Annotated in this window: 12 protein-coding genes; 7 read left to right on the top strand and 5 right to left on the bottom strand. The window is 71.2% G+C overall.

Translation table 11 applies throughout. The features are described from left to right. Positions 1 to 10: 10 nt before the first annotated feature. Positions 11 to 952, bottom strand: coding sequence for a hypothetical protein (locus ABZ312_RS38645; protein ID WP_500360788.1), 942 nt, complete (start codon positions 950 to 952; stop codon positions 11 to 13). Between the two features lie 131 nt (positions 953 to 1,083). Then, positions 1,084 to 1,929 (bottom strand): DUF3152 domain-containing protein, encoded by an 846-nt coding sequence (locus tag ABZ312_RS38640; RefSeq protein ID WP_500439721.1) that lies wholly within the window; start codon positions 1,927 to 1,929, stop codon positions 1,084 to 1,086. 184 nt (positions 1,930 to 2,113) lie between these two features. On the opposite strand from ABZ312_RS38640, the gene ABZ312_RS38635 reads away from it, so the two are divergent. From ABZ312_RS38635 to ABZ312_RS38625, 3 genes are read left to right on the top strand one after another with little or no spacing between them, the layout of a single operon-like run. Further along, complete coding sequence (locus ABZ312_RS38635; RefSeq protein WP_500325925.1) at positions 2,114 to 2,803, top strand: response regulator; 690 nt, start codon at positions 2,114 to 2,116, stop codon at positions 2,801 to 2,803. After that, complete coding sequence (locus tag ABZ312_RS38630) at positions 2,800 to 4,407, top strand: sensor histidine kinase (RefSeq protein WP_500325927.1); 1,608 nt, start codon at positions 2,800 to 2,802, stop codon at positions 4,405 to 4,407. The genes ABZ312_RS38635 and ABZ312_RS38630 overlap by 4 nt, the downstream gene beginning before the upstream one ends. Continuing rightward, entirely contained in the window at positions 4,404 to 4,985 is a 582-nt protein-coding gene (locus tag ABZ312_RS38625) for a hypothetical protein (RefSeq protein WP_500439720.1), read from the top strand. The genes ABZ312_RS38630 and ABZ312_RS38625 overlap by 4 nt, the downstream gene beginning before the upstream one ends. A gap of 26 nt (positions 4,986 to 5,011) precedes the next feature. Here the strand turns inward: ABZ312_RS38625 and ABZ312_RS38620 are convergent, their stop codons facing one another. Then, positions 5,012 to 5,764: an SDR family NAD(P)-dependent oxidoreductase gene (locus ABZ312_RS38620; protein WP_500325931.1), complete on the bottom strand. Its 753-nt coding sequence runs from the start codon at positions 5,762 to 5,764 to the stop codon at positions 5,012 to 5,014. Between the two features lie 50 nt (positions 5,765 to 5,814). Beyond that, entirely contained in the window at positions 5,815 to 6,252 is a 438-nt protein-coding gene (locus tag ABZ312_RS38615; protein ID WP_500439719.1) for a TIGR03618 family F420-dependent PPOX class oxidoreductase, read from the bottom strand. 297 nt (positions 6,253 to 6,549) lie between these two features. On the opposite strand from ABZ312_RS38615, the gene ABZ312_RS38610 reads away from it, so the two are divergent. After that, the gene (locus ABZ312_RS38610) at positions 6,550 to 7,872 is read left to right on the top strand and encodes an epoxide hydrolase family protein (RefSeq protein WP_500439718.1); all 1,323 of its coding nucleotides are present in this window, start codon (positions 6,550 to 6,552) and stop codon (positions 7,870 to 7,872) included. A 295-nt stretch (positions 7,873 to 8,167) separates the two neighbouring features. On the opposite strand, the gene ABZ312_RS38605 is transcribed toward ABZ312_RS38610, so the two are convergent. Beyond that, positions 8,168 to 8,905: a GNAT family protein gene (locus ABZ312_RS38605; RefSeq protein ID WP_500325937.1), complete on the bottom strand. Its 738-nt coding sequence runs from the start codon at positions 8,903 to 8,905 to the stop codon at positions 8,168 to 8,170. 151 nt (positions 8,906 to 9,056) lie between these two features. On the opposite strand from ABZ312_RS38605, the gene ABZ312_RS38600 reads away from it, so the two are divergent. The 3 genes from ABZ312_RS38600 to ABZ312_RS38590 form a co-directional block, all read left to right on the top strand. Beyond that, entirely contained in the window at positions 9,057 to 9,932 is an 876-nt protein-coding gene (locus ABZ312_RS38600; RefSeq protein WP_500325939.1) for a glycosyltransferase family 2 protein, read from the top strand. A gap of 61 nt (positions 9,933 to 9,993) precedes the next feature. After that, positions 9,994 to 10,815 carry an MBL fold metallo-hydrolase gene (locus ABZ312_RS38595; RefSeq protein ID WP_500325941.1) on the top strand — a complete coding sequence of 274 codons (822 nt, stop codon included), beginning with the start codon at positions 9,994 to 9,996 and terminating at the stop codon, positions 10,813 to 10,815. A 289-nt stretch (positions 10,816 to 11,104) separates the two neighbouring features. Beyond that, positions 11,105 to 11,293, top strand: a 189-nt coding sequence (locus tag ABZ312_RS38590) for a YciI family protein (protein ID WP_500439717.1), incomplete at its 3' end; no start/stop codon positions are given.

Here is an 11,293-nt window from a genome sequence, read left to right as displayed (position 1 = left end):
CGGCGCTGCCTCACCCGGCACCGCCGCCGCTGGTCGGGGCCTTGAAGAACTTCGGGAAGTAGGCGGCCCGGAAAGCCTTGCCGCACTCCAGGTCCTGCATCGCCAGGTCGATGTCCTTGGCGAGCAGGGGCATGGCCTCGTCCTTGCCCATGGGCTTGGTGGAGCTGCCGTCGGGGTTCGCCTCGGCGGCGCCGGCCCCGGCGCCGGGGGCGGCGGAGGTCATCGCCTGCAGCTTCACCATCTCCCCGATGCCGGTCGGCTGCGTCGTCGTGACGGGGATGCCGTGGTCCTTCAGGCACGAGGCGTACGACTGCGCCAGGGTCACCAGCCGGGAATCGCCGTTGAGCGCCTGCGCGTTCGCCTGGTTCCGCTGCGCGGTCGTGACGCTGCGTTCCTGGGCCGACGCGTTGCCGTAGACCTCCTTGTTGGCCTCCCCGTCGCATCCGGTCCACTGCTTGCCACCGGTCTTCGGGTCCGGGGGGCCGCCCATGGCCTTGTCCCAGGCGGCCTTCTGCGCGGCGGTGAGCGTGGCGACGTAGTCCGCGTTGGGCGAGACGTTCGCGTCGTCCCGGGCGGCCTCGCTGCCCGGCGCCTGGGGATCGTCGGGATAGACGACGCCCGCGTAGACGCCGAAGCCGTACTTCTGGCGGTACTTCTTCGTCAGCCCGTAGTCCGCCCCGTCGGCGGCCCAGGATGCCGCGGGGTCCTCGGGGGCGATGGGGGTGTAGGGGAAGCCCTTCTTCTTCATGCAGGCCGCGATCGCGTTCTGCAGCTGGTACTCCTTCTTGAGCTCCCCGCCGGCGTTCGCGGGGACGTCGAGCTGTCCCCGCGCTCCGGTCGGGGCCTTGCCACCGCCCGCCGTCTGCGATGCCGTCTCGGCGCCGCAGGCCGCCAGCAGCGGCAGCAGGCTCACCGCCACGGCCAGTATCCGAACAGTGCGGGATCCAGACATGCTCTTCCATCCGATCGAGGAGAAGTGAGGTCGCCGCCCTGAGGCGGGGCGTCACCGGGTTCGTGCGTCCCAGGCTGGCGCCCGCAGGTGATGGCCCCTGGCCCGGATCATGACCGAGCTGTAACGCCGGTTCACTGCACGTGCGGGCCGGTGACGAAGCGACCGTTCCTGTCGTAGGGCCAGGCGTTGGCGACGCATCCGCGCAGGCCCTTGATCTGCTGCATCATCACCGGGGCCAGTTGTCCGGGGCCCGCGCAGGTGGTGTGCGTGTAGTTCAGGAAGTGCCCCATCTCGTGGTTGATGATCAGCGCCCGGTAGTCGTGGATCGGGCCGTCGAACGTCGGCGAGCCCTCGACCCAGCGCTTGAGGTTCACCACGACCCCGCCGGGGACCTCGCAGTTGTACTCGCCCTGGGTGTCCTGCTTGATGCCCGTCCAGCACAGGGCGTCCGCCGTGCCCGGCGTCGCGATCCGCACCGTGAGGTCGTGGGGTTGCCCCGCGCTCACCAACTGGAACGCGAAGGCGGGGTTGTGGGTCCAGCCCCGGGGGGCGGCGAGGATGTCGGCGATCTCGTTGGCCGCTTGGTCCGGCGAGATGTCGAGGCCGGTCTCGACCTTCACCACGTAGCGGAGCGGACGGGGACCGCGACCGACCTTCTCGCCGCCGGCCTGCGCGGTGACGAAGGTGCCACTGCCCGTCGCGGGAACGTCGATTTTGGTGGGGGTCGGCGTCGGCGTCGGGGTGGGGGTCGGTGTGGGCGTGGGCGTCGGAGTGGGCGTGGGGGTGACGTGCACCACGCTCCGCGGGCGTGGGGCGCCGCTCGACGCGTCACTTCGCCCGTCGTCCAGGAAGAACGCGACGGAGCCGAGCAGCCCTGCGACCACCAGCGTGGCGACCAGATAACCCCGGCCCCGGCGGCGCGGACGGCGCCTGCGACGGGAGGACCGGTGGCGTCCGGCACGGTGGGATGAATGCATGGCAGCTCAAACTGGTCATTTCAGATGATCGCCATGAGCTCACGCCATCACGAAACGATAACGAGCGGCCTTCCGGTGACCCACCGGCCGGCCCCACGCCCCACGTATGACCCTTCTGTAACAGCTCCCGGGCGGGCCCCTTCCGCCGCCCGGTCACCGATCGCGATCTGCTTAGACTGTCGGCGTGCCACGAGTCCTTATTGTCGAAGACGACCCGGATGTCCGGAAGGCCGTCCAGCTGGGGCTGCGCCACCAGGGACACGAGGTCTTCGCCGCCGGAACGGGTGAAGAGGGATTGGAACAGCTCCGCCCCTTCCACCCGGACGTCGTCGTGCTCGACCTCATGCTGCCCGGGATGTCCGGTCTCGACGTGTGCCGCCGCATACGCGACCGCGACCAGGTGCCGATCATCATGGTCACCGCCAAGGGCGACGACATCGACGTGGTCGTGGGGCTCGAGGCCGGCGCGGACGACTACGTCGTCAAGCCCGTGCAGGCCCGGGTGCTCGACGCACGCATACGGGCCGTGCTGCGCCGGCAGGACGCGTCGTTCTCCGACGCCGTCCGCCCCAGGGCGGAGTCCCACGGCGAGCTGGCCATCGACCGGGCCGGACTCGTGGTGACGCACCGAGGTGAACCCGTCGCACTCGCCCCCTCGGAGCTCCGGCTGCTGCTGACCCTGTCGGCCTCGCCCGGGCAGGTCTTCAGCCGCCAGCAACTGCTGGAAGCGGTCTGGGAGCACAGCTACTACGGCGACATACGGCTCGTGGACGCCTGCGTGAAACGACTGCGCGGCAAGCTCGGCGAGCTCGGCGGCGCTCCCCGGTACATCCAGACCGTGCGCGGCTTCGGTTACCGCTTCGGTACCGCGTGAGCCGCCGGAGATCGGCACGGCCGCGCAAGGCCGTGCGGCAGCGCGAAGCCGCGGCGACCGGGCAGGGCCCCAGGTGGACGCGCCTCCACCGCGCGGCACTGGCGAAGGTCCCGCTCCCCCTGCGGGGCCTGCGCTCCCGCCTCGTCGTGGCCTTCGTCCTGGTGACCATGGCCGGAGCACTGAGCACCGGAGCCGTCACCTTCCGGGAGGCGCGCACCGGCGTGCTGCAGCAGAGCCAGGACGCCGTCATCCAGCAGTTCCGGGACAGCGTCGACGCCGTGGCCGAATACACCCCCACGAATCCGGACCAGTCGGACCTGCAGACGGCGGTGAACCAGGTGTTCCGCGCCAACCAGTCCCAGGGCTGGCGGGTCATGGCCACGTACGGCGACCTCCGCGCCTGGGTGGTGGGCGCCGAGTTCGACATGCTCAGCCCGGAACTGCGCCGGAGCGTGGCGACCAAACGCGCCGCGGTGTTCCAGCGGGTGACCACCGACGGGCGTCCCTGGCTCGTCGTCGGGTTGCCGGTCACGTACACCAGCGGCGAGGGCAAGGAGCCCCAACTGTCGGGGCTCGTGATGTACCTGGTGGTGCCGCAGGACACCGAGCAGGCCTACGTCAGTGCGATGGTCAGCGCCATCGAGCACGCCTCCCTGGTCGCGCTGGGCCTCGCCGTCGTCCTGGCGCTGCTGGCCGCGCGAGGTGTCCTCCGTCCGGTACGGGCGTTGCGCGGGGCGACGCGCCGGATGGCCGAAGGCCACCTCGACGTCCGCCTGGCCGTCAACGGCTCCGACGAACTGGCCGACCTCTCGGAGTCCTTCAACCACACGGCGGCCGAACTGGAGCGTTCGGTGGCGGAGTTGCGCCGCCTGGAGGCCCAGGCGCGCCGCTTCGTCGCGGACGTCTCCCACGAACTGCGGACGCCGCTGGCGGCGATGACGGCGGTCACCGACGTGCTCGACGAGAACGCCCTGCGGCTGGACGTGGAGACCGGCGAGGCACTGCGGCTGATCAGCGAGGGGACCAGCCGGCTGAGCGGGCTGGTGAACGACCTGATGGAGATCTCCCGCTTCGACGCGGGCGCGGCCGAACTCAACGTGGACGAGATCGATCTGGCCGACTTCGTGCACCACTCCCTCGCCGCCCGCGGCTGGCAGGGCCAGGTGGAGACCCATCTGCCCCCGCCCGGTGTGCTCCGGACCCGCGTGGATCCGCGCCGGCTCGACGTGGTGCTGGCCAACCTGGTCGGCAACGCGCTGCGGCACGGGGCGCCGCCGGTACGGCTGACCATGAGCGTGCGGGAGGAACGGCCGGACGTGGCGTGGGCCGTCATCGAGGTGACCGACAACGGGAAGGGCATCACCGAGGACGCCATGCCGCACATCTTCGAACGCTTCTACAAGGCGAACAGCACACGGACCAGGAGCGAGAGCAGCGGTCTGGGCCTCGCCATCACGGCGGAGAACGTGCACCTGCACGGAGGGCGCATCACCGCGGCCAACCTGCCCTGGGGCGGCGCGGCGTTCACCGTCGAACTCCCCCTGCACCGCGACTCGGCCGCCGACGGCGACGGCACCGACGACGTGATCGAAGGTGCCCGGTGAAGGGGGCGCGCGTCGCGGCGCTGACGGCCGGGCTCGCCGCCGGGCTCACGCTGGCGGGCTGCGGAGTCCCGCCGTCCGACGTCATCGAGGCCGGCGCGCCGGCGAGCGGCATGTTCTACGCCCCCGAGCCCGCGGTGACGGCCCCCGTGTCCCTGTATTTCCTGCTCAACGGCGATCCGACGCCCGTCGGCCGCAAGCTCGCCGATCCTTCGGACGTTGCAGCCGCCGTGCGCTTGCTGTTCGACGGACCGGCCGGAGGCGAGGTCGACAAGGTCACCACGGAGCTGCCGCACCTCGCGGTCGCACCGGAGGTGACGGTCGGCAAGACCGGCCTCGTCTCCGTCCGGCTCCCCGAAGGCATCCCTCCCCTCAGCCACCCGGCCATGCTGCAGCTGGCGTGCACGGTGTCCCACGTGGGTGGGTCCTCCGCCACGCTGCCCTCGGTCTCGGGCGGAGGCGGCGCCGCCGCGTCTCCTTCCGTCGCCGTGTCCCTGTTGTACAAGGGCGTCGATGTGCGCGGGGACGGATGGACGATGACGCAGTCGGCCGACGCCTGCCCCGACGCCGGCCGCTCGTAGGCAAGGCCTCCGCTCCCCGGCCCTGGTCAGACCTGGACGGTGCCGCCGTCGACGAACAGCTCCGTACCCGTGACGAAGCGGCTCTGGTCGGACGCGAGGAAGAGGACCACGTCGGCGACGTCGTCCGGAACGCCGATGCGGCCGAGCGGGATCCGGGAGACCAGGAACTCCTTCATGCGTCGCCCCTCCTCCGTGCCCGCCCCGAGCGCCTGGTCGAGCTGGGGCGTGTCGATCGTGCCCGGACTGATGGCGTTGACGCGGATGGACCGGTCCTTGAGCTCGTTGGCCCAGGTGCGCGCGAAGGACCGGATCGCCGCCTTCGTGGCCGAGTAGACGCCGAAGCCCTCGGGGCCCTCGACCGTCCAGATCGAGGCCGTGAGGATGACGGACGCACCCTCGTTCAGCAGCGGCAGGACCTTCTGCACGGTGAAGACCGTGCCCTTCACGTTCACACCGAGGAGGAGGTCGAGGTGCTCCTCGGTGACCTCCGCGAGCGGAGCCCGCTCCCCCACCCCGGCGTTCGCGTGCAGCACGTCGACCCGGCGGCCGTCCGCGGCGATGCGCTCGCAGAGGCGGTCGAGGTCGGCGGGGACGGCGACGTCGCCATGGACGCCGGTCGCCGCGGGCCCGATGCGCGCCACGGCCGCGTCCAGCTCCACCTGCCGCCGGCCCATGACGTAGACGTGGGCCCCCTCCTCGGCGAAGCGACGGGCGCTTGCGAGGCCGATCCCCGTCGAGGCGCCGGTCACCACGGCCGTCTTCCCCTCGAGTCGTCCCATCAGGTCCTCCTCAGCCGGCCCGAGGTGTCACCGCTCCTCGCGGCCCGCGTTCAGACGCCGTAGATCCGTTCGGGCCGCACCAGCACGGCCGCCCGGCCTTCGGCGGCCATGACCTCGTCGTAGGCGTCCCAGTCGTCATGGGTGCCGCCCGCCGCGGTGAAGATCTCCCGCAGCAGCAGGCGCCTGCCGTCCGCGTCGACCGCCGGATGCGGGTCGTCGGGACCGATGACCTCGGCGTCCCCTTCCACCGTCAGCCAGTGCCATCCGGAGCGCACGCACGCGGCGAGCCGGGGACGCCCCCTGAGGTTGGCGAGCTTGACCTTGCCGTAGGTCACGAACGCCACCGCCTCCAGGCCGGACACCGGATGCCTCATGACCCCGAGGTTGACCACGGAGGACTGGATGCTCCGGTCGGCGCGCAGCGTCGACACCACACCGAGGCCCTGCTCGGCGCGGGCCAGCTCCGCGAAGTCGTTCAACGTCGCCACTGTCGTCCCCTGCCTGTTGCGGTGCGCTCCGGAACAACGATGACACGCGATCGCGACGCGGACCTGCCGGCCTCCATGCCACCCCGGGCCGGGCCCGACCCTGAGTTGCGGAGCAACAGAGCGCCACATAGCGTCTCGCTTCATCGCACTACCCTCATATCGGATACCGGCCCGGCCCTCCTGCCCCGCACCCCGTGGCGATCGCGCATTCCGTGCGGCATCTCCCGCCGTCTCCGACGAGGTACGTGCACGCCCACGACGCTTCCCTCCCGGGAATCGGACGACCGGAGACCTGCCATGCCCGACATTGCCCGTCTGCTTTCCCGGCGAAAGCTCCTGCTCACCTCCGCCGGCGCGATGACCGCGGCGACCACGGGGGCCGTCGGCATGGCCTCACGGACGCCGGACGCGGTGCACGAGCGGGCGGCGGAGGGCACGGGCATCCGGCCCTTCCACGTCGACATCCCGGAGGCGGCTCTCGCCGAGCTCCGCCGACGGGTGAACGGGACGCGGTGGCCCGACCGCGAGACCGTCCCCGACCAGTCGCAGGGCGTCCGGCTGGCGACGATGCGCGACCTCACGCGCTACTGGGGAAGCGACTACGACTGGCGGAAGATCGAGGCGAAGCTCAATTCCCTGCCGCAGTTCAAGACCAGGATCGACGGGCTCGACATCCACTTCATCCACGTCCGGTCCCGCCACCAGGACGCGCTCCCGATGATCCTGACCCACGGCTGGCCGGGCTCGGTCCTGGAGTTCCTCAAGGTCATCGACCCCCTGACCAACCCCACCGCCCACGGCGGCCGCGCGCAGGACGCGTTCCACGTCGTCATCCCCTCGATGCCCGGGTACGGCTTCTCCGAGCGACCCACCACCCCCGGCTGGAACCCCAGCCGCATCGCCCGCGCCTGGGCCGTGCTGATGCAGCGTCTGGGGTACACGCGCTATGTCTCCCAGGGCGGCGACTGGGGCGCGGTGGTGTCGGACAAGATGGCGGCGCAGAAGCCCCCCGGGCTGATCGGCATCCACGTCAACATGCCGGCCACCGTGCCGCCGGCCATCGCGAAGAAGCTCGCCTGCGGCGACCCGGCCCCGTCAGGCCTGTCCGCCGACGAGAAGGCCGCCTACGACAAGCTCAACGCCTTCTACAAGACCGGCTCGGGCTACTCCGCGATGATGGTCACCCGCCCGCAGACCGAGGGGTACGGACTGACGGACTCGCCCGCCGGACTGGCCGCCTGGATGTACGACAAGATCGCCGCCTGGACCGACAGCGACGGCGACCCGCAGCGGGTGCTCACCAAGGACGAGATCCTCAACGACATCAGCCTGTACTGGCTCACCAACACCGCGGTCTCCTCCTCCCGCCTCTACTGGGAGAACAACGCCAACAACTTCAACGCCGTGTCGATCTCGATCCCCGCCGCCATCACCGTGTTCCCCGGCGAGATCTACCAGGCACCGCTCAGCTGGGCGGAAGACGCGTACCACGACCTCATCTACTACAACAAGGCTCCGCGGGGCGGCCACTTCGCGGCCTGGGAGGTCCCGGACATCTTCACCAGGGAGCTCCGCGCCGCGTTCTCGGCACTGCGCAACCCCGGAACGCCGGGCAAGTAGCCGTCACGGCCTCGCGGTGGCTCATCACCGCGAGGCCGCATCCCCATGGTCCGAGCAAGGGGGTCCCCACCCGCAATGCTTGCTCGGTCAAATAATTGAACAGCACGGCATAAATACGTTCAAGTAGCTTGACCCGCCATCAACTCGTGCGGCTCACGCCGGAGGCTCGGCCGCCAGGAAGGCGCGCAGCCCGTCACCCCCCCCCCAACCATGACCGCAGGCTACGGGCATCCGGTCCAGTGATGCCGTGGGGGGCGTCGGCTGCCCCGACCGAACGGCGCGGCAAGCCGGCGGGTCAGCGGTGCCGCACCCACACGTTCGGCTCCACCAGCGTGCCTCGATCAGCGCCGTGATCGATCACCAGTGGCGCGAGGGCCCCGGGGACGACATAGCTGCCCGACGCGGGGAGGGGGAATCCCACCCACTCCTCCCACTGCGCGACGGAGCCCTCCATCGTCATGGAATGCTCCGCCGCAGCCAGCACCCGCGCGCCCGAACGATGGTGCGTCCTCAGCCACGGGTCCAAGGGAGCACCGTCCGCCCGCGCCCAGTTCATGAACTCACCCATCGGGGTGAGCGGATAGCGCGCCTTCAGCGGCGGCCGCACCGGGGCGATCACGCGCGCCAGACCGGCGCGCTCCGCCGCCGACGCGAGTCGCGCCAGCACCTCCGCTGCCAGACCACGCCCCTGCAGATCCCGGCGGACCTGTGCGGCCGCGATCACCAGCGTGTCAGCCCTGCCACCCGCCTCGTACAGCGCGACGGCCCGCACCAGCGAGCCGTCGTAGCCGGCGGGCAGGTCGTCGCGCGACCCGTCCCACCGCACCGGCACGCCCCACCCGCCTGCCACGATCCGGTCCTCGCCGTCGACGAGGAGGAGGTTCAGTTCGCCGAACCACCGCCGCACCCGGTCCATGTGCTCATCCGCGACCGGGTCGTGGAAGATGAACTCCGGCCACTCCTCGCCGAAGATCCCCTCCGCCTGCCCGTGCAGATCGGGACGGTCATCGAAGAGATACGTCTGCAGATCCACAGCGCTGGAGCGTACGCCGCACCGAACGCCGGGTGCCGGGATTTTCGGCGCCGCCTGTGGCGCCGGTGGTGGCCGGTACCGCACGAGGGGTGTGCGGAGCGCGGGGCGGTTAGCATCGCGAGGACCACTTCCGGACGAACGGAGTTCACCCGTGGGCCACCTGCGCATCGGGGTTGCCGTCCTCACCATGGGCAACCGGCCCGCCGAACTCGATGCGTTGCTGGCCTCGGTCGGCGCGCAGGATCTGCCGCCGGCGCGGGTCGTCGTGGTGGGCAACGGGTCCCCGCTGCCGGCGCTGCCGGACGGGGTGACCGGGGTGGTCCTCCCGGAGAACCTGGGGGTGGCGGGTGGTCGCAACGTTGCCCTGCAACGGCTGCGGCAGTTCGGGGATGTCGACGTGGTGGTCGACCTGGACGACGACGGGCTGCTGATCACGGCCGACGTCTTCCGCCGTTTGGCGGAGCTGTACCGCCGGGACGCACGGCTGGGCATCGTGTCGTTCCGGATCGCGGACGAACTCGGCCGCACCCAGCGGCGGCACGTGCCGCGGCTACGGGCTTCGGACCCCATGCGCGGCGGCCTGGTGACGACGTTCCTCGGCGGAGGACACGCGTTGTCGATGCGGATGCTGGAGGAGGTCGGCGGCTGGCCGGACGCGTTCTTCTACGCCCACGAGGAGACGGACCTGGCGTGGCGGGCGCTGGATGCGGGCTGGCGGATCCGGTACGCGCCGGAGCTGGTGCTGCAGCACCCATGGACGTCCCCGACACGGCATGCGGTGTTCTACCGGATGGTGGCCCGGAACCGGGTGTGGCTGGCCAGGCGGCGTCTCCCGACCCCCTTGGTGCCGGCGTACCTGGGGGTGTGGGCGGTGCTCACGGTGCTCAAACGGCCGTCACCGGAGGGGCTTCGGGCCTGGTGGGGCGGCTTCATGGAGGGTGTTCGCACGCCGTGCGGGGCGCGGAGGCCCATGCGGTGGCGCACCGTCGCGCGGATGACCGCCCTGGGCCGCCCCCCGGTGGTGTGATGTGATCACCCAGGGCCCGGCGACGGGCTCCGGTGACAAGCACGACACGAAAGGTGCCGCGATGAACGATCAGGTCAGCCCCGCCCGCCTCCCCGGCGCGGTGAGCGTCCTCGGAGGGCCCACCACGGTGATCGACATCGGCGGGCTCCGCCTGGTGTCGGACCCCACCTTCGACGACCCGGGCGACCACGGGTACCTCACCAAGACGGCGGGGCCCGCCGTCGGCGAGGACGCCCTGGGGCCGGTGGACGCGGTCCTCGTCAGCCACGACCTCCACCCCGACAACCTGGACACCCGCGGCCGTGCCTTCGCCCTGGGTTCGCCGCTGGTGCTGACCGGGCCCGCCGCCGCGCGGCGGCTGGGCGCCCCGGCCCAGGGGCTGTCGGCCTGGGACCGCGTGGAGCTCCCCCGCCCGTCCGGAGGCACCGTCACCGTGCACGCCGTCCCCGCCCAGCACGGTCCCGACGACGGCGAACGCGACGAGCAGGGTCATGTGAACTGCGAGGTCACCGGCTTCGTCCTGACCGGTGACGAGCTGCCCACCGTCTACGTCAGCGGCGACAACGCCTCGCTCGCGGTGGTGGCCGAGATCGCCCGCCGCATGCCGCCCGTCGACGTGGCCGTCCTGTTCGTGGGTGCGGCGCGCGTCCCGTCGAAGATGCGCGGCCGGCCTCTGACGCTGACCGCGCAGCGGGCCGGCGCCGCCGCCTCCGTACTGGGGTCCCCGATCGTCGTCGCCGCCCACTGCGACGGATGGGCGCACTTCAGTGAGACCCGCGCCGACATCGAGCGGGCCTTCGACGACGCCGGGCTCGCCGCGCGGCTGCGCACCGCGGGCAACGGCGAGTGGATCGACCTGGGTCAGGCGGTCGCCCAGCGCTGACCGGTCGGCACTCGCACCGACCATGGCGACCTGGCTTTAATTTGTGCATTTAGCCGTGGTAGCTTCTGGTCCGGCAGGGGGGCGGGTCGACCGATTGAGATGACCGGTCACTTTCATCCTGGGTGACCGCGTTTTCAGCCGCTACGGGCAACGCGGCGGTCGGCGGCCCGTTCCACTGTCGACGGGCATCGGAGAAATCTCGGGCGGTGATGTCGAGAACCCGTGGCCGGCTCCGTCCCCGGGGTGAAGGCGGCCACAATGGGTCGCACCGGCACCAGGGAGAACCACCATGGCCAAGTACCTGCTCCTCAAGCACTACCGCGGCGCACCGGCCGCAGTGAACGACGTGTGCATGGACCAGTGGACGCCCCAGGAGATCTCCAACCACGTCCAGTACATGCAGGACTTCGCCGCCCGCCTGGAGAAGACCGGCGAGTTCGTCGACGGCCAGGCCCTCGCCCCCGAAGGCACCTGGGTC

The sequence above is a fragment of the Streptomyces sp. NPDC006207 genome (assembly GCF_040613835.1).
In the GTDB taxonomy this organism is placed as follows: Bacteria; Actinomycetota; Actinomycetes; order Streptomycetales; family Streptomycetaceae; genus Actinacidiphila.
The sequence above is the reverse complement of the archived record's forward strand: the minus strand, read 5'-3'. Positions and strand labels throughout refer to the sequence as shown.